Annotated in this window: 9 protein-coding genes; 3 read left to right on the plus strand and 6 right to left on the minus strand. The window is 39.5% G+C overall.

Annotation, left to right across the window (positions count from 1 at the left end):
- Positions 1-115: 115 nt before the first annotated feature.
- Positions 116-4,318: a glycoside hydrolase family 95 protein gene (locus QUE35_RS04580; protein WP_031258923.1), complete on the plus strand. Its 4,203-nt coding sequence runs from the start codon at positions 116-118 to the stop codon at positions 4,316-4,318.
- Between the two features lie 66 nt (positions 4,319-4,384).
- Positions 4,385-8,170 carry a pectinesterase family protein gene (locus tag QUE35_RS04585; protein ID WP_022602854.1) on the plus strand — a complete coding sequence of 1,262 codons (3,786 nt, stop codon included), beginning with the start codon at positions 4,385-4,387 and terminating at the stop codon, positions 8,168-8,170.
- An 86-nt stretch (positions 8,171-8,256) separates the two neighbouring features.
- Here the strand turns inward: QUE35_RS04585 and QUE35_RS04590 are convergent, their stop codons facing one another.
- Both QUE35_RS04590 and QUE35_RS04595 read right to left on the minus strand, forming a co-directional pair.
- On the minus strand, positions 8,257-11,463 hold the full coding sequence (locus QUE35_RS04590) for a hypothetical protein (RefSeq protein WP_022602851.1): 3,207 nt from the start codon (positions 11,461-11,463) through the stop codon (positions 8,257-8,259).
- A 34-nt stretch (positions 11,464-11,497) separates the two neighbouring features.
- Positions 11,498-13,009, minus strand: coding sequence for a hypothetical protein (locus tag QUE35_RS04595; protein ID WP_022602849.1), 1,512 nt, complete (start codon positions 13,007-13,009; stop codon positions 11,498-11,500).
- Between the two features lie 270 nt (positions 13,010-13,279).
- Here QUE35_RS04595 and mnmA point away from each other — a divergent pair, with 270 nt between their 5' ends.
- Positions 13,280-14,347, plus strand: coding sequence for a tRNA 2-thiouridine(34) synthase MnmA (gene mnmA, locus QUE35_RS04600; protein WP_022602848.1), 1,068 nt, complete (start codon positions 13,280-13,282; stop codon positions 14,345-14,347).
- A 69-nt stretch (positions 14,348-14,416) separates the two neighbouring features.
- Here mnmA and QUE35_RS04605 read toward each other — a convergent pair whose 3' ends face one another.
- The 4 genes from QUE35_RS04605 to QUE35_RS04620 all read right to left on the minus strand — a co-directional run bounded on the left by QUE35_RS04605 (position 14,417) and on the right by QUE35_RS04620 (position 21,498).
- The gene (locus QUE35_RS04605) at positions 14,417-15,718 is read right to left on the minus strand and encodes a TolC family protein (RefSeq protein ID WP_022602846.1); all 1,302 of its coding nucleotides are present in this window, start codon (positions 15,716-15,718) and stop codon (positions 14,417-14,419) included.
- On the minus strand, positions 15,715-18,777 hold the full coding sequence (locus QUE35_RS04610) for an efflux RND transporter permease subunit (RefSeq protein ID WP_022390943.1): 3,063 nt from the start codon (positions 18,775-18,777) through the stop codon (positions 15,715-15,717). Before QUE35_RS04610 ends, QUE35_RS04605 begins: the two co-directional genes overlap by 4 nt.
- 21 nt (positions 18,778-18,798) lie before the next feature.
- Positions 18,799-19,866, minus strand: a complete 1,068-nt coding sequence (locus tag QUE35_RS04615) for an efflux RND transporter periplasmic adaptor subunit (protein WP_022390942.1) — start codon at positions 19,864-19,866, stop codon at positions 18,799-18,801.
- Between the two features lie 168 nt (positions 19,867-20,034).
- The gene (locus QUE35_RS04620; protein WP_022602844.1) at positions 20,035-21,498 is read right to left on the minus strand and encodes an aminoacyl-histidine dipeptidase; all 1,464 of its coding nucleotides are present in this window, start codon (positions 21,496-21,498) and stop codon (positions 20,035-20,037) included.
- Between the last annotated feature and the right edge of the window lies 1 nt (position 21,499).

The raw sequence follows: 21,499 nt of genomic DNA on the forward strand, positions 1-21,499 counted from the left end.
ATTATCGATACACAAATTTACCCTCTTTTCCGTACATTTTTACCTACCTGTTTCCACCCTGCATTCGTATGTTTGTTATCAAAATTTTAACTACTAAATTTAATATCGAATGACAATGAACAAACATTTATTGCTGATTATCCTGTCATTTATCACATGGATAACACCTGTAAAAGCAGAAGATCTGAAACTCTGGTATGATCGCCCCGCCGATTATTGGGTGGAAGCCCTTCCGTTAGGAAACGGAAGATTGGCAGCCATGGTATACGGTACAATTCTACAAGACACGATCCAGATCAATGAAGATACTTATTGGTCAGGAAGTCCGTATAACAATGCAAATCCCAATGCGAAAACACATTTAAATCAAATTCGAGAATATATCAATGACGGAGAATATGCCGAAGCTCAAAAAATAGCACTGGCAAACATTATTGCAGACCGCAATATTACCGGGCACGGCATGATTTATGAATCTATCGGTAATCTGCTATTAGATTTTCCGGAAAGCCATAAAACTCCAACAAATTATTATAGAGAGTTAGACCTTTCCAATGCAATAGCGAAAGTAACTTACACAGTTGACGGAGTAGATTATACACGTGAAGCATTTACATCATTTACCGACGATTTGATTATCATCAAAATTTCCGCATCAAAACAAGGAATGGTAAATTTTAACACATCTTTTGTAGGGCCGTTGAAAAGCAACCGAGTCAAAGCATCTACCGAAATCGTCAGTGGAACAAATAATACGATAAGAGTAAAAAATACACCCGGCAAAACTGCTGAAGAAAACATTCCCAATCTTTTAAGACCGACAACCTATATTAGGGTAGTGGCAGAGGGAGGAACTCAATCGGCAGACAGCAGTAATAAAATACTAAAAGTCTCTGATGCCGACATCGCTTACATATACATCTCATCAGCCACAAACTTTATAAATTATAAAGACATAAGTGGAGACAGCGATGCAAAAGCACTTTCCTATTTAAACAAGTTCGACAAAGATTATGAGCAGGCAAAGAATGATCATATCACCCGATATCAAGAGCAATTCGGACGAGTTTCTCTTGACCTCGGAAATAATAGCGTTCAAGAAAAGAAACCGACAGATAAACGTATCGAGGAATTCTCCAACACAAATGACCCGTCATTAGCATCTCTCTATTTTCAGTTCGGACGTTACTTATTGATATCCAGCTCTCAACCGGGATCACAACCGGCTAATTTGCAAGGTATATGGAATCCGAATGCAGGACAATATCCTGCATGGGACAGCAAATATACGACAAATATAAATGTGGAAATGAACTATTGGCCTGCAGAAGTAACCAATTTGAGCGAATGCCACCAACCGTTTCTTGAAATGGTGAAAGATGTAAGCGTCACCGGACAAGAATCTGCAGAAACGATGTATGGTTGCAGGGGATGGACACTTCATCACAATACCGACTTGTGGCGCTCCACAGGCGCAGTCGATAAAAGTGCCTGCGGAATATGGCCGACATGTAATGCATGGTTCTGTTCTCATCTTTGGGAACATTACTTGTTTACCGGAGATAAAGAATTTTTATCCGAAGTATATCCTATACTCAAAAGCGCTTGCGAATTTTATCAAGATTTCCTTATTACCGACCCCAAAACAGGATATAAGGTCGTCTCTCCATCAAACTCTCCGGAAAATCATCCGGGACTGTTTTCTTATGTCGATGACAGCGGAAACAAACAGAATGTCGCACTTTTCAGCGGAGTTACAATGGATAATCAAATGGTTTTCGACTTACTTAAAAACACGATCGATGCAGCCGAAATTCTCGGTAAAGACGCCGACTTCGCAGCAGATCTGAAAAAGTTGAAAGATCAACTGCCCCCTATGCATGTCGGAAAATACGGACAACTACAAGAATGGCTTGAAGACTGGGACAGAGAAACTTCCGGACACCGTCATGTATCCCATTTATGGGGAATGTTTCCCGGTAACCAAATTTCGCCATATACCAATCCTCAACTGTTTCAAGCAGCAAAAAAATCATTAGAAGGAAGAGGCGATGCAAGCAGAGGATGGTCTATGGGCTGGAAAGTATGTTTATGGGCGAGACTCCTTGATGGAAATCATGCATATAAATTGATACAAAACCAATTAAAATTGAAAGACCCTAATGCAACAATTGATGATCCCGACGGTGGTACTTATGCAAACATGTTCGATGCACATCCACCTTTCCAGATTGACGGAAATTTCGGATGTTGTGCAGGTATTGCCGAAATGTTGTTGCAAAGCCATGACGGGACAGTGCATCTATTACCTGCCCTACCCGACGCATGGTCTGAAGGAAACGTAAAAGGATTAAAAGCTCGTGGAGGTTTTGAAATTGTCGATATGCAATGGAAATGGGGAGAAATTGTTTCGGTAACGATAAAATCCAGTATCGGAGGAAATTTGCGCATTCGTACGGCAACTCCGTTAAAAGCTAACGGAAATTTCACATTAAGTGTTGCCACAGGAAACAACAGCAACCCGTTGAATTCTGTTTACGAAATTCCCGATCCAATTATCAAAGACGAATCTAAAATTCCGGAATTAGTATTACAAGAAACAACAGTATACGATCTTCAGACAGAAGCCGGGCAATCTTATACATTAGTTCCTGTCAGCAACATCTATGAATGGACAGGATCTTCATCTTCGACCTGGAATGAAGCAAATAACTGGAATCCGGTAGGAGTTCCCGGAGATAAAGATTTAGGCATCGTCAACAGCGGAGAAATCGATATTAACGGAAATTCTTTTGCCGGAAGTATCAGCATACACGAAAATTCCATTGTCAACATATCCAAAACATCAGAATTAAAAGGCAACTTATCTTTTGAAGGCGGTTCTGTAAAGAATGATCAAAACGGAGTTATTTTCACTGCCGGAAGTGCATCTATCGAAAATAACACGAATTTTCAAATAACAGGTACTTTAATACTTGCAACTTCGATTTCAGGAGAAGGCTCTATCGATAAAAAAGGTTCAGGAACACTAACTATACAAGGCGACAACAGTAACTTCAGCGGGGATTTGAATATCAATGACGGTGAATTAGCTGTTTCGGGTATGAATGCAGCAGGAACAGGAAACATCAAAATCGAGAATTCTGCTAAACTGACCGTAAAATCTGACAATTGTCTTTTTCATAAAACTAAAATAGAGGTAGCAGAAGGAGGAAAAATCAACCTCAGCACAAACATTTCTTTAAGTGAAGTCTATACAAATAACAATCTGCTCGCCGAAGGAAAATATACAGCATCTTCACTACCTGCATATTTGGAAGGAAACGGAACGTTGACAATCACACATCCTCAATATCCGTTTATATGGACTCCTAAAGATAATAAAAAATGGAATGTGGCGGCCAATTATACTCCCGCCATATTGCCCACAGAAGGAGACACCGTAATCGTTGAATCGGAAATAGAAGCTGAAACAGCGAGTTTTCCGGTAATAATCTATCTGAACAGTGCCAATATCAGGTTAAGAAAAGATACTGAAATCAAAGAATTATATATGGCAGGCGGCACTAAACTTAACTATGCAACCAGTGGAAGCGGTTTCTCTCTGAATGCTCCGATCCATATTAATGGAGAAATAAATCTGCAATTAAGTGGAGGTGAGATAAATGCAATGACTTTTCCCGGAAACATCGATGGAAAATCTACCGTAACGATAGATAATAGTTCGAACAGCATAACTGAAGCCAGTATTGTTTTAAAAGGAAATAATTCGGAATTTTCAGGAATATGGAATATCACGAACAGTCCTCGTACCGAAGGTTCTTCTATCTGTATATCAGGGGAAGGAGCAAATGCTTTCGGTGCTTCAGAAATACAAGTAGGTGCTGGAAACAAGGTTATATTTAAACATGCAAACGCCGCAGGAGAATCGACTACATTATCCCTTCTTTCCGGAAGTAAAGCTGTTATGAACACAAACGGTATAGTAGGCAAATTGATTTTAAACGATACAGAATATACGGAAGGAACATTCGATGCAAATTCTCATTCTGAATTTTTCGAAGGTAATGGGACACTGACTGTAAAAGGGAATACTTCCGATATTAAGGAAGAAACCGTCCAAAACGGGAATCAGGCCAATTACCGGAACGGCATTCTATCACTGCAATATCCTTGTGAAAATTTATGTATTTCAGATATGCAGGGAAGAATTCTTCTTGATAAAATCTATGGACAGCAATTTTCGATAAAACTGAATAACGGCATCTATCTTATAAAAGCCGATAGCCAGATCATCAAACTAATCGTAAAAGAATAACACCCTTTTTTGTGCTCGTGTAAAACGAGCACAAAATTATTATCATTAACTTTAGAACTTTACTGTATGAATATTAAAAAACTTTTTGGAAGCATCGCTTTTTTAAGCTCTCTGCTACCTCAAATCTACGCAAAAGAAATCAATGTTACCACTCAAACTTTCAATGAAGCTTATACTCTAGCCGAAAGCGGAGATATATTATTGATGAGTAGCGGAACATATAATAAGCAAATATCTTTTCCCTCAGACAAAAGTATTACTTTAAAAGCGGAAAAAAATGCAGAAGTGGTTATTACTTTCGACATAACGGGAAATGACGATACATCTGAAAATGGAGGAGGATTGATCTTCGATGGCGTAAAAATAAACCGTTCGGCAGATTATTTTATAAGCGGAAATTTCGGAAATATATCTACTCTGGAATTCAAGAATTCAGAAATTACGAACATTGGACGTTGTCTATTACGGACAAGCAATGAAGGCACGATAAACAACATAGAATTCGAAAATTGCTTAATCCACGATTGTGGAAATAACGGATGGAATTTTTTATATCCTAAACATATCGTTAAAAAGGTATCTGTAAAAAATTGTTCACTGTATAACTATTTAGGCGAAAGCTTTTTCTCTCCTACCGGATCGGACAATAACAATATATTTACTTTTATTTTTGAGAACAATACGGTTTACAAATGGTCTAAAGATACAAAATACGCTATTTGCAACACGGCAAAAAATTACAGTACAAATTCTATTTACAATTTCACAAACAATATTATCAATGAACCGGGAGTAAGCGGCAAAACACCATCGATTCTAAATGCAACCGGAGGAACACTTACTGCCGAAAAAAACCTGATTGTCAACTACGGCGGATATAACCGGACAGAGACGATAAACGATATTACTTTAGAGAGCTTAGGATTAACCACTATCGGATTTCCCGATGCCGCCAACGGTGATTTTACCATTTTATCAAGCTCTCCATTAGCTACCGCAGGAAAAGACGGCAAATGTGTGGGAGATGCGAGATGGATCAAGCAGGTCACATCTCCTGCACAATTTTCAGTAACGGTAATGCCGGAAAATGCCGGAAGCGTCTCTCCCACAAACGTCACTTTTAATCAAGGTGATCCGGTCACAGTCACCGCTACCGAGAATTTCGGATACTCTTTTAAGCAATGGGAAACAAAAAACGGGGAAATATTATCGACAGAAAATCCTTATTCCTTCAATATCGAAAATGATTTAGAGATAGTCGCTGTATTTGACAAACTGACCACTTACACATTTACTGTAAATAAAGATGGGGCAGGCGCTCAATGGGGAATAGTAAATCTTAATCCCGAACCAACTGACGGAAAATATATCGAAGGTACGATTGTAACCATGACCATAGAGACTAATCCTATTACATCTTTCCTGCAATGGGAGGACGGTTCGAGCGAAAATAAACGTACGGTTAAAATCGATGGAGATAAAGCTTATACCGCAACTTTCGACAAAATCCCATTTATCGTAGGCTGGGACTTGGAAACAAGCGAACCAAGAGGAGAACGTCCGGCCGACTATGCCGCCACAACAGACAATAAGGGATTACTTTCCTTATATAATGGAGATGGAAGTACGACAAACTGGGGAGGAAGTACTCGTACCTTCGGAGGTATCACTTATAACTGTGCACGACGTTATACCGATTATGCCTCAATGAATAATCCCCGTTATTTTCAGGCTAAATTTTCAGCAAAAGACTATGTAAATATAAAAGTAACTTCCTTAGTTGCTGCAGACAACGCATGCGTACACAAAACGCAAAAAATGCAATATTCCCTAAACGGAAACGATTTTACAGATTTAACGACTATTACTATGGAAGAGACCAGTGCAAATTGGGAAAAAATGGAAGCTTTTTTACCCGAAGAAGCTGAAGGAGCAAATATGGTATATATTCGTTGGGCGGCAGATGCGACAAGCGATTTGATCGGAACTCCGGGAAGTAGTGATACCGAAGGCTTCTATTTAACAAATATTTTTGTCTATGCCGATAATTCCAGCATCGATGATAAAGAAGCGCCGATACTACTATCGACTTCTCCTGAAAACGATTCTAATACGGCATCTGCAAACGGAAAAATCGTTTTATCTTTTAACGAACAAGTACAAGCCGGTACAGAAGAAATAGAATTTAACGGTTCTGCTATCGAACCGATATTCGGAAGCAGTACAGCATCCTTTGAATACAAAGGTCTCGAGTATAATACATCCTATACTTTTACCGTACCAGCCGGTGCAATTACCGACCGTGCAGGAAATCCATTTGAAGGCGTTACATTGAATTTCACGACAATGAATCGTCCCCAGCCGATTGCACGGGTATTTGATGCCGTAGTCGCAGCAGATAAAACCGGAGATTATGAATCGGTGCAGGCCGCAATAGACGCTGCCCCGAAAAACAGAACTACTCCTTATTTGATATTCATTAAAAACGGATCTTACGAAGAACAAGTCGTTATTCCCTCTGACAAACCGAACATACACCTTATCGGTCAAGATAAAGAAAAAACAAACATACATTTGAAAATCAATGTTCAAAGCGAACCGCAAGAAGGGTCACAATGGTATCAGAACGACACGGCAGCATGGAAATATTCGGTACATAATCCCGAATCTCCGACATACCAAATGGAAGGAACTGTTGTCAGAATAAATAGTAACGACTTCTTTTCCGAAAATATTTCCTTCATTAACGACTGGGGTGTAGAACGCCAAAACGGACCGCAATCATTAGCTATGATGACAAAGGGTGACCGCATAACTTTTCATAATTGTAAATTCCGCTCTTACCAAGATACATGGATGACTCCGGGAAACACCGGATACCGTCATTATGTAAAAGGATGCTATATCGAAGGAGCTGTCGATTATGTCTATGGAGCTGGAGATTGCCTATTCGAAGATTGCACATTATACAATGTCAGAAGCGGATCGGTCATCACTGCTCCAGAGCATGAAAAAGGAACTCAATGGGGATATGTTTTCGATCACTGTACCATCGATGGGAATGAAGCTTCGAACGACGGCAAAAACAAATTAGGACGACCTTGGCATAATAACCCGATTTGCGTATGGTTAAACACGACCATGAAAGTAGGAATTGCTCCGGAGGGCTGGAGTGAAATGGGAGGAATACCCGCCCTATTTGCAGAATATAACAGTATGGATATAGATGGAAATCCCGTAGATCTAAATAACAGAAGAACATTTTATACAGGTACTGACGAAGGTATGGAAGAAGGCGGTGAGTGTAAAGCTGAACTTTCTGCCGATGAAGCAGCCCACTATACCTATGAAAATATCGTCAGCGGCAATGACAACTGGAATCCTCGCAGCTTAATAGAAACAATAGGCATACCGCAAAATGTAACGATCTCAGAAAATGTGCTTAGTTGGGAAGCCGTACCTTATGCCATCTGTTACGTAATACTTCGCAATAATGAAGTAATCGGATTTACTACCGAAACATCTTATACCGATGCAGCAAGTAAAGACAACGACGAATATTGCATCCAGGCCGTCAACGAAGCCGGAAGTCTCGGAGAAAAATCGGAAAATGTGAATAAAGGAACTTCGGCTGTCGATAAATCTGAAAACAGCTCTTTTAACGTAACAGTATCAAACGGAAAAATACATTTGTCCGGACTTTCCTCAGGAGAAAAGATAACTGTATTCTCATTAAACGGTGCAATCATCTATGATACCGTAACAATTGAAAACTCATGTTTTATAAACTTATCTGTTCGAGGAGTTTATCTGATTAAAGCAGGAAATGAAATAAAGAAAGTTATTCTTTGATAATTGAACGGCAACAAGCTCTTCATTATCAATAAAAATGGGCTGCCCTCAAAAGACAGCCCATTTCTCACTTAATTATTAAAATTTTACCGTATCGATATTTTCAGAGTACAAGGATTCCCGTCAATTACCGCTTTAGCGATATAAATACCTTTATTAAAATCATTCAAAGAATATAAACCGGCTTGAGGTGCATCAATAATTTGCAACAAACTTCCTGAAAGAGAATAAAGTTTTACCTGTACAGGAGTCTTAATTCCTTTTAACAGAATAGAATTACCGGCTTGATGCAAAGATGCTCCACTTACTTGAACAGCCTCTGCCGAATCGGTAATATCATCCAGATTCGGAACTTTATAATTTTGCTCGCCCTTATCTAATTTATAATAAAATGCTACGCTAAAATTATAAAGCGGATAAGGTTGATCGTATATAATCTCTCCCGACTGCGTTTTCGGTTCATAATCAGGTCTCAAAGTCACATAGTTATCATTTTCTTTATCACGAGGATAGAAATAAGAGTTATCAGGATTTTTCTTATCATGATCGATATATTTGTAATAAGCCTCATAATCATCACTATCACGCAAATTACCATGTCCGCCGTTTGCTCCATCTCCGGCATAATTTACTTCAACTACACCACTCAAATCCTGAGCACAAGTCAAATAAACGCAATCTCCTTCTATCCGGATATTCGTTATTGTCTGTTGTGCGTTATCATTATATACTCTAAAGCCATAATCCGTTTTCTTTTGTACTGTCCAATCGTCCAACACCAAAGGTAATTTTGGAACAAGGAAGCGAATTTTTATCTCTTTAGCATTATCCGTACGGGAGATTTCTATCGGCTGCAAAGGAACAAAGCGTTGCCCCAATACCTTCGTACGGTAATATGCTTTGCCCAACATCTCGCCATACCAACGGTAACCGTTCGCATCGAGATGACCACCCCGGTCTGTCATCGGATACACCGGACCGGCACAAATCATATCCTCATTCTCATTAGCGGTTTCTAATTGAGCCATACCTATTTCCAAAGTTTTCCCCCGAGTATATTGCGCGCCGGTCTGGTAAGTGATAAACAAAGGTTTCTCATTTTGAGCATAACTGTTCATAACATCCTGCTGCATGTCATTCTTCAATTTATACAACAACGCTTTATATTCATTCTTATCAGTTGTATTGGGTACACCCGGAGTCAATCCCTTTTCAGAATCCGAAGTATAATTATATTCTCCTTGCATCCAAATAATTGCCGGACAAGAAATCACGCTGTTCAGTTCCCGAGAAATTTTAGCCCCGTAAAACATCGCATATTTAAAATCATTATATAAATATCCGTTGGTACAATGTTTTGAAAGCTGTTCTATCGTCTTGCCTCCCGTACCGGTAGAAGTCGCTACATATTTTACATCAGGGTCATTCAATTTTAAACGAAGATGATTCACCGCTGCAACGATAGGACATTCGGCAATTCCGCCATTTTTAGTCTTAGCCGAATTTTTATCCGAAATAGCCAAAGATGCTTTTAATGGATTAAACTTATCAAAAGTCGTATTCCCGAGATTTATCCAAACCTGATCTCCGATCATATAATTACCCTCTAAAGATTCGGTAGACATAGAAGGATAAGACTGATGCCCGGTAGAAAGACTCTGACCGTATATTATAAAATGCTCATAAACCGACGATTCTCCTTCTCCGCCACCGGGAGTCAGCGGCGTCTCGATCGCTCCTGATGCACAACGTCCGTTGGCAAAGGAACGTATCGCACCCAATTGATCGGTCATAATGCCTAAATCCTGCAAAAATTCAGCATTCCCCTGACGATATGCCGGAGAAGTGGTATAAACCGGGACACTGTTTTGCGTAGCAATATATTGATCCGGATCGATAGCCAATCCCGCAATCGATCCGCCATTATAATTTATATAATTCTCATTTTCGAGAGGAGAAGTATATCCATGATCCGCCAACAAACGTCCCAAAAAAGAATTTTTAAGATTAAAATTCTTCCCGTCTATCAGATAAGAATCATTACCTTGTACAGACATATCCAAGACTTTCGTAGGATCATCTTTCAGATAATTATTTTCAATAATAGAATTATATATATTATAGATTACGGTATTGGCAGCGCCAGCAGTAACACGTATTCCGGCTTGAGGTGTCGCCCCACCGAAAGCACTCGTATTACGGGTAATCGTACAATTTACAAGATTAAGCACGCTTCCGTCTTTACCGTTATTCATCATAATAGTACCTCCGAAAGATGCGGCATGGTTACCGTAAAAAGTCGTATTGATAAAAGACAAATCACATGTCGATCCGGTTGTTTTATTATCTACATAAACAGCACCACCATGTTCTGTAACGGAATTATACAAAAATGCACAACCTTCAAAATAAGCTCCGGTATTTTTAGCCGCATTATCCAAAAATGCAAACACGCCTCCGTCTTTTGCGGTATTATTTTTGAATACAGATTTTTCAACTCTAAGCATAAGATCTCCTTGCACGAAAAATACGCCTCCCAGACCCGTTGTCGTATTATTCTCAAAAAGACATTCTTTGAACAAAATATTTTTACCTCCTAAAATATGAGCTACAGCTCCGTTCCCTTTACCCGTCGTATTATCGGAAAATGAGCAACCGGTAAAAGACACACTAAACCGATCTTGTTCCAACAAAGCATAAACAGCCGCACCACCTCTTCCGTCAGCAGAGTTACCGTCAAAAACACAATCGGTAAAAGATGCCGATGCATTCCGAATATACACCGCTCCGCCGAAATCATTTCCCATAGGAATACTATTCCCTTCTCTGAAAGAAAGATTAGCAAACTCTATCGATTGATTAAAAGAATCGATACGAATCAAACGTGTCGTTCCATTTCCGACAAATCCGCAAGTTTCAGCACTTTTCCCTATAATTTTCAAAGATTTATCCAAAGGTCTCACACCATTTTTACCCTGAACATTCCAAGTTGCATAGGTTATACCACCAAGTTCGAATGAGGTAGAACCATCTACTTTAATATCATTATTCGAAGTACTACCCTCTTTCTTAGGCTCGGCAGAAATATCGATAAAATCAAGCACATGTATCTCATCACCGTTTTCAGCCAAAGTGAATGCCCGTGACAAAGTTTTTACCGGAGTTTCTGCCGATAAACCGTTATTTGTATCATTTCCGGCAGAAGAAAGATACAAATCGGTAGCCGAAAGATAGTTGCCTGAACTGCAAAACAATGCAGCAACGAGTACATTTTTTAGTAAATTATTTTTCATACTGATATAGAATAAAGATTAATTAATTAATTAATTATTTATTTATCTCCAAGACTTTATCTAATTTGGACTTATCTTTTTCAGGAATATATATCCGGTATTTTTTTACACCTTTATCTAACTTATAATAAAAAGCCACGCTGAAGTTATATAATGGATACGGGCGACCGTATATGATATTGCCAGACTTATCTCTCGGTTCATAATTAGGACGCAAAGTGACATAATTCCCATTCTTATCTTTATCCCGGGCAAAAACAAAAGTCCCATCGCTATTCTTTTCATCCTGATCGATATATGTATAATATGCTTTATAATCGTCACTATCCCGCAAATTACCATGGCCTTTAAATTCATCAGCTCCGGCATAAGTCACCTCTATTGCTCCCGATAAATCCTTTTCACAAGTTATATACACACAGTCACCCTTTACCTTTACATCCGTAATCTTTTGCCGGATACCATCATTATAAATAGCGAAACCGTAATCTTTTATCTTTTCCGTAGTATAATCATCAAGTACCAACGGCTTCACAGGAACTCTAAAACAAATTTTAATTTCTTTAGAATCAGAAGTTCTCGATAATTCTTCGGGTTGTAAAGGAATAAAAGGTTTTCCCCCGATTATAGTACGGTAATAAGCCTTAGCCAACATCTCTCCATACCAACGGTAACCGTTCGCATCGAGATGTCCCCCGCGGTCCGTCATCGGATACACCGGACCGGCACAAATAATATCTTCCGTTTCGTTTGCAGCCTCTAATTGGGCCATACCGATATTCAAGGTTCTCCCTCGAGTATATTGCGCACCGACCTGATAGGTTATAAAAAGAGGCTTACTGTGCTGATTATAAATAGAAACGACATCATTTTGCATATCGTTTTTCAACCGTAGCATTAAAGTCTTATATTCATCTTTTCCCACCACATTCGGAATATGGGGTAATAATCCCCTCGTCGTATCTGCCCAATAATTATATTCCCCTTGCATCCAAATCACTAAAGGACACGTCACAGTTGCATTTTCTTTAGCCGCTATCTGCGGTGCGGCAAATGCCGCTTTCAAAAAACCTTCCTGATAAATATTTTTATTCCGGCAATGTTTCGATAATTGGTCGATCGTCTTTCCTCCCACACCCGTAGAAGTCGCAATATAATTAACAGACGGATCATTTATCTTTAATCTCAAATGATTGACTGCGGCAACGATCGGACATTCGGCAATACCGCCATTCCGACTCAAAGGAGATCTTTTCTCGGTTAGAGCCAAAGAGGATTTTAACGGATTCAAAATCGCAGAATTACGATTACCTTGATTAATCCATATTTGATCTCCGATCATATAATTCCCCGACAAAGGTTCTGTTGTCAAAGCCGGATAAGATTGATGTCCGGTAGAAAGGCTTTGCCCGTAAATGATAAAATGCTGGTAAATTTTCGTATCCGGAGTTTCTGATTTCTTCTCTGCGGCAATTCCATAATTAAATGCCGCACCTAAAGCAACGGTCAGGACGTATGCTTTCAAATTTAGTATATGTGCTTTCACTATGTATAAATTTATTTAGAACAAATGTAAAAGAGTGATATTAATAATACTCATAATTCTGCCTTAATTTGTAAATACAAACGAATAAAATGCATTTAAAAATAAATTTATACTGATTAAGAACCTATATTATAAAAGCACCTAAATTATAATTAAAAAAGTGTTTTCTAATTTAATCTACACCATTTTCATGTACATTTGCAGACAAAAGAATGATCATATCGTTATTCAAAAAACAAAACAACTACACTAAGAAAACATAATATATCAATGAATATAGCCATGTTAGCCTCCGGCGGGGTCGATAGTTCGGTTGCCGTCTATCAATTGAAAGAAGCCGGATATACTCCTACTCTATTTTACATCCGTATCGGTATGGAAGATAAAGATAAAAATCTGGACTGCCACTCGGAGGAAGATATAGAAATAGTCACTTATATAGCTCGTAAATACGGATGTCCGATGGAGATAGTTTCTCTACATAACGAATATTGGGAATATGTCATGGGGTATGCTTTCGAAACGATAAAAAGAGGTCTGACTCCTAATCCTGATGTAATGTGCAATAAATTCATCAAATTCGGATTTTTTGAAAAATATTGGGGAAAAGACTTCGATAAAATAGCTACAGGGCATTATGCTAATACCCGAATCATGGATGATATTACTTATCTCGCCACTGCAAAAGATACGATAAAAGATCAAACCGATTTTTTGGCACAACTTAATCACGTACAAATCTCCAAATTACTATTTCCTATCGGAAATATGATGAAAGGCGAAGTCAGAACAATTGCCTTACAACAGAATCTTCCGAGTGCTCGAAGAAAAGACAGTCAGGGAATTTGCTTCTTGGGGAATATTAACTATAACCAATTTATACGTAATTATTTAGGAGAAAAAGAAGGAGATATAATAGACTTAAAAAGTGGGCATATAGTCGGAAGACATAAAGGATACTGGTTTCACACCATCGGACAAAGAAAAGGTCTCGGCCTCAGCGGGGGGCCGTGGTTTGTCATAAAAAAAGATCCGGAACAGAATATACTATATGTTTCGAACGGATCTGACCCGGAAACACAATACGGAAACATTCTTGATTTAAGTGGATTCCAGTTCATATCCGGAAATCCTCTCGGAGACCTTTCACATAATACACCGATCACATTTAAAAACCGGCACACTCCGGAATTTACACCGGGAACGATACAATGCATCGACAATAATATTGTCAGAATCACTTCCGAAAAAAAAATACAAGGTATCGCCCCCGGACAATTCGGTGTCATATACAGCCATGATAAAGAACTTTGTCTGGCCAGCGGAATTATACAATAGATTTTTAGGTTCAGAACCTATTTAAATTTTTCAACTCAAAAAAGATCTGTACAAAATTTAAATAGGTTTTTACTGAATCTGTAAACGACCACTCAACAACAACAATGAGACTTCGGTTGATTTTGCCTGAAATTGAGCCGAAATTTTTCGAGTTACAGCATCTAAATAGCTTCGTTGAAATTCTCTGAACTCCAATCCCGAAAGACTCCCGAGCCGATATCTTTCTAATGCGGTTTTAAGGCTGACCAATGCTACTTCTGCACTTTCCGACTCAAAACCGACCATAATCAAGTTATTCTCATAACTGTTATAAAGTTGAGCCAAGTCACTTAACATCTGTAACTCTACTTCCTGATAACTCAGCTTACTATTTTCTATCTCAATCTTCGCATTTCTTACCTTCTTACGGGTTTCTAAACGATTAAACAACGGTACGGAAAGTGTAACCCCCCAAAACGGGCCGGTATTCTGATTAAAAGTCGATATAGATGCCGGTGATTCAGTCCGTGAAAAACTATACCCTGCCGTAAAATCTACCGAAGGGAAATAAGCCGACCGGGCCAATTTAAGATCAAGCTCCGACACTTTCTGTTCCCGACGAGCAATCAATAGTGTCGTATTGTTATTCAACATCAACGTTTGTACTTCATCTTTCGGGTACATCGGATGTAACAGTATCGTATCTTTTACATATCCTCTTTTATGCAGATCGATATTCATCAGCGTATTCAATGTAATATAAGCACTACGCAACTGCTCTTGCTGCTTTACTAATGTCGAACTATCAGAATTCAGATCGATTTTGGTCTGCTTCAGCTCCAAACCTGAAAGACTCCCAATCCGGTTTTTCTGTAAGGCTATTTCATATCGTTGACGGGAAAGATCAAGACTTTGCTTAGCTGCATCCAGCAAACTCTTCTGTACCAATACATTATAATATTCTGTATTAACTTGTGCTATCAAATTCTCAACAGCCATACGAGTTTTCAGTTCTCCGATAGCAATAAACTCATTGAGTTTTTCATGGGTCGTAAACATCGCCAAACCATCAAAAATAGTCCAGTTCAAATTTATATTAGCACCATAATTATCGGTAATGCTGCCACTGAATTTTTTCTCTGTTCCGCTATTCGCATCTTTCCTTTTCGAATTTATAATCGATTCTTTCTGTGTACCTTCTGCCGAAAGTGAAGGCAAAAAAGAAGAATAATTCTGGTTATTACGCTCTATCTGTTCTTCATTCTTTGCAATACGGATACCGTAATTAGATTCCAATGCTTTACTGATGCAATCGGAAAGCGTTAAGGTCTCTTGCGCCGTTACTCCCAACGGACAAATCAATAAAAAAAATATTACAATACTTCTTATCATGATTTCGTATAAGTTTCTTCATTAACCACTTTGATCTTAGAAGCCGACAAATATGTATAAATTGCCGGAATTACATAAAGTGTCAATCCGGTAGCACATACCATTCCGCCGACAACAGCAATACCCATAGCGATACGGCTCTCCGAACCCGAACCTGTAGCCAACGCCATAGGTAGTGTTCCCAACACCGTAGAAAGACTGGTCATCAATATGGGTCGAAAACGTGCTACAGCAGAATCAAGTATAGCCTCATGCATACTTAAACCGTCAGCCTTACGCTGATTAGCAAACTCGACAATTAAAATACCGTTCTTCGAAACCAACCCTATCAGCATAATTATACCGATTTGGCTAAAAATATTCATCGTTTGTCCGAAATACCATAAAGAAAGTAATGCTCCCACCAATGCCAACGGGACTGTAAGCATAATAATCAACGGATCTCGGAAACTTTCAAATTGGGCTGAAAGAACAAGATAAATAAATATCAATGCAAAAACAAATGCAAACAAAAGACTGGAAGAGCTTTCTACAAAATCTTTTGAACTTCCGGACAGAGTCGTTTTAAAATCTTCATTCAAAACTTTGTCTGCGATTCTGTCCATCTCATCGATACCCTGTCCTAATGTCTTTCCTTTTGCCGGAGACGCAGAAACTGTTGCCGAGACAAAACGGTCGTATCTAAATAATCGAGGGGGCGTACTACTCTCTTCCATTGTCACCAAATTATCTAAACTGACCAGTTTATTATCTTTTCCCCTCACATAAACCGTTGCCAAATCGGCAGGTTTATTCCGTTGCGATTTATCGAACTCGCTTATGATCTGATATTGTTTTCCATTCAGGATATAATATCCTATCCTCTGATCACTCATGGTTAGCTGCAATGTTCTCGAAATATCTTCTACCGATACCCCTAACAAAGCGGCCTTATCCCGATTAATATTAATCGTCAGTTCCGGTTTAGTAAATTTCAAGTCCAAATCATAAGTAGAAAATTCCGGACTTTGAGAAACCTCATTCATAAATTTAGGCAGAATACCTTTCAAATCATCCAGATTCTTTGCTTGTATGACATACTCTACCGGTAATCCTCCCCGCTGATTGCCGAAAGTCTGACGTTGTGTTACCATAGTACGAGCACCGGTAAGCTGCTTCAATTGAGGAGCTAAATCATCGGCAATTTCCTGCTGAGTACGATCACGATCTTCTGACGGAACTAACATTACATTACAAAATGCAGAATTGGTTTGTCCTCCTCTTCCGGTCAAAGACATAATCAAATCTTCTTCCGGAACTTCTTTTTCTAAATAGGTAGTCAAATCCGTCATATACTGGTCCATATATTCAAAACTCGATCCCTCTGTCGCCGTAGATACGACCCTCAACTGAGCACGATCTTCCATCGGAGACATTTCGGAGGGTAACGTCATCCAAAAATAATAGATGGCTACACCCGACAATAATAAAATAATCGGAGCGATATAACGATGCCGCATAAAAGATTCCAGGCTACTGCGATACGCATTCGTAAACCATACGAAAAAAGGTTCGGTAACTCTGTAAAACCAATTACCGGTCACATTTCGGGTTAACAATTTAGTCGAAAGCATCGGTGTGAACGACAACGCAACAAATGAAGATATCGCTACAGCTCCCGCGATTACGACACTAAACTCACGAAAAAGACGACCGGTCGTTCCTTGTAAAAAGACAATAGGCACAAATACGGCAACTAATGCAACCGTCGTAGCAATTACCGCAAAGAATATTTCCTGAGAACCTTTAAACCCGGCTTCCAAAGGAGACATGCCTTTTTCTACCTTATTATAAATATTCTCCATCACGACAATAGCATCATCGACAACAAGACCTATTGAAAGAACGATTGCCAAAAGTGTAAGGATATTTATCGTGAATCCGGCCAAATACATTATAAAAAATGTACCGACCAAAGATATCGGTATCGTCAACACAGGTATAAGCGTCGTACGCCAGTTACGTAAAAATAAAAATATAATAAGAACAACGAGAACAAAAGCTTCTACAATCGTACTTTTAACTTCATTGATCGAATTGCGGATAAACACTGTATCATCTTGATAAATACCGCATTGCATATCATCCGGCAAATCGGCTTTAATATCTTCCACTACCTTATATGCCCGATCCACAATATCCACATAATTAGCTCCCGGCTGCGGGATAATAACACACCCCACCATAGGGTTGTTATTCATCTTCATTATATAACGATTATTCTCCGAATCGACGGTAGCTTTTCCTACATCTCTGAAACGAACGACTTTATCCCCATCCCGACGCAGCACGAGGTTATTAAAATCCTCTACCGTCAACAACCGTCCCATCGTACGCACCGTCAATTCTGTGTTATCTCCCTCGATACGTCCCGAAGGCAACTCTACATTTCCGGCAGAAACGGCGTTACTCACGTCCATCGGCGTAAGACCGTAGGCAGACAATAACATCGGGTCCATTTTAAGCCGGATCGCCAGCCTTTTCTCTCCCCATATTTCTACGCTACTTACACCGGGAATCGTTTGCAACCGTTCTTTAAGATGCAAATCGGCATACGTACTTACATCGATAATCGAACGGGTATCGCTACTTAAATAAAGGCCAAAAATCGGCTGAGCGTCGGCATCGGCTTTTGAAACTACCGGAGGATCTATATCTTCAGGTAATTTTCTCAACGCTCCCGAAACTTTGTCACGAACATCGTTCGCCGCTGTCTCGAGAGGCACTTCCAACTCAAACTCTATTCTTATATTACTCCGACCATCCCGACTCTGACTTACCAAAGAACGGATTCCGGGAATCCCATTAATAGCAGACTCTAACGGTTCGGTAATTTGCGTTTCCACAACATCGGCATTTGCTCCGGTGAAAGTCGTACTCACCGATATAATAGGAGGATCGACACTGGGATAATCTCGGACACCTAAAAATGTTATACCGATCATACCTATAATGATAAATACCAAATTCATCACCGTAGCAAGGACCGGACGTTTTATACTGACAGAAGATAGACTCATGGCGGACAATACAGTTTAATGTTATTCTACGGTTTCAGGCTTTACGGCAGCCCCTTCTTTTACTTGCATCAATCCGGTTACCAATATGGTATCCCCGACCGACAAACCCGAGATTACCTCGATTTTATTCTCTGTACGTTGTCCTGTCTCTATAACGGTAGAATGAGCTTTCCCATTTCTTAACATCCAAACTTTTTTACCTTCCATTTCAGGGACAACCGACTGTGTAGGAACAAGCAACGAATGATTGGAGACTCTGGTTATAAGATTTAACCGGGCAAACATTCCCGGAGCTAATAATCGACCGGGATTTTCACAACGGGCACGTATCGAAATAGTACGAGTATCCGAATCGACTTTAGAGTCAACAGCATATACCGACGCATTGAATTTCTTGTCGGACGATTCCGTCGTAAACTGTACCATTGCCCCGACCAATGCTTTTCCCGCATATTTTTCCGGAACTGAAAATTCGACTTTCAATAACCCGTCATCAACTAAACGTGTGACGATCGTACTCGGTTGTAAATATGCTCCTAAACTGACATTACGAAACCCGAGAACTCCGGCAAAAGGAGCTCTTAATTCCGTCTTATCTATTTTTACTTTCAAAAGAGAAATATCTGCTTCTATCAAATTATAATCAGTTTGTACCTGATCAAACTCTTCACGGCTAACAGCATCTTTTTCAAATAATATGCGTTGACGTTCCAATTTCTCGGACAACAGTTTCTGCTGAAAAAGTGCACGCTTCAACTGTGCTTGCAAATCAGAATCATCGACTTTAAGCAACAATGCTCCTTTTTCGACATGTTGCCCTTCCTTAAAATAAATTCCGACAATTTTTCCCGTCGTTTCAGCGACCAAATCGACTTCTTCATTCGGCAACAATGTTCCGACAGCCTGAATATCGGAACTCAACCTGAACGGCTTCACAATAAATGCATTGACCGGAATCTGCGTTCCCTTCTTAATATCTTTTTTACTTTCTCCCACTGGAGAATCCATCAACTTAACTGCAATCAACCCACCAATAAGTAAAACGGGAATACCGATTTTCAATAAATTCTTTACATACCTGTTTTTCATGCAATCTCTGAGCTATTTATTTTTTGTAGATGTGCGTATACTTATAAAAATATAGGACTCTGTCATGGGGCAGAATCCTATATATAATAGTTCAAATATTTATACGGTTGATTTCAGCCTCCTTTCTTGTCCAAAAACAGTCCTTAGACAGCGAAATCCTACAAAGGTTTAACGAGCAGGAATATTTTCCACCAAATTTGTCAGAAAATTCCAAAAATGTTCAACCGATGCTATATTTACTCTCTCATCCGGAGAATGAGGAAACTTAATCGTAGGACCGAACGAAATCATATCTAAATTAGGATATGCCGCACCAATAATGCCGCACTCGAGTCCCGCATGCATAATCTTTACTTCAGGATCAAATCCCAATACTTTCTTATGTACATCTTTTGCCACCTTAAGCACCGGTGAATTGAGGTTCGGCTCCCAACCGGGATAATCCCCGCTGGTCTCTACCTTAGCACCGGCTAATAAAAATACACTCTCCAGACTTGAGACCAAAGCTTGCTTCATACTTTCACTCGAGCTTCTTATTAAGATAAGTACCTCTATCGAGCCTTCAGACGAGCGAACAATCGCCAAATTAGAAGATGTCTCCACTACTTCAGGTACTCCCGGAATCATTCGGGCTACCCCATTACGACAACCGACAACGGCATTTATCAAATCGTCCTGTATAGGCTCAGGAATCAAAAAATCCGGTAATCCGGTTTCCTCTGCTGTCAAAGTCAAATCATCTTCAATCAAACCGTATTCGTGGATATAGAGAGCCTCAAAATCGGCTACTTCATCTAAAAAGTCCGATTTATATTCGGCCGGAATAGTAACAACCGCCTCAGCTTCACGAGGAATAGCATTACGCAAATTTCCTCCGCTGACCCATGCCAGCCGAGCATCATACTCTTGTACGGCATGTTTCAAGAAACGAAACAGCAGCTTATTTGCATTTGCACGCCCCAAATGAATATCCACACCAGAATGTCCCCCTTTTAATCCAGACACAATAATCTTTAAAGCTATTTCATTTTCAGGAATATAAGGTTCATCTTTATATCTAAAACTAGCAGTAAGATCAATTCCTCCCGCACAACTCATATATAATTCACCTTCTTGTTCCGAATCAGTATTCAATAATATCTCTGCCTGCAATAAATCAGGTTGCAACCCTAAAGCTCCATACATCCCCGTCTCTTCATCATAAGTAAACAATGCCTCTAACGGCCCGTGCTTCAATGCCTCAGACTCAAGAATCGCCAAAATCGAAGAGATTCCGATTCCATTATCCGCCCCTAAGGTCGTACCATTAGCTGTGACCCATTCCCCATCGATGTAAGAAGTTATCGGATCTGTCTCAAAATTATGAACTTTATCCGCATTTTTCTGAGGCACCATATCCATGTGTCCTTGCAAAACCACAGGTTTTCGATTTTCCATACCGGGAGTTGCTGGTTTACGTATCAAAACATTTCCCGCCTCATCCAAAACCGTTTCTAATCCCAAATTTTTACCAAAATCCAGAATATATTGCGTTATTTTCTCCAAATGTCCGGAAGGACGCGGGATTTTACAAATAGCACTAAAATGACGCCATACGGCTTCGGGCTGTAAAGTTTCGATTTCAGATTTCATA

Origin of the sequence: Coprobacter fastidiosus, from assembly GCF_030296935.1 — a bacterium.
Classification (GTDB): Bacteria; Bacteroidota; Bacteroidia; order Bacteroidales; family Coprobacteraceae; genus Coprobacter; species Coprobacter fastidiosus.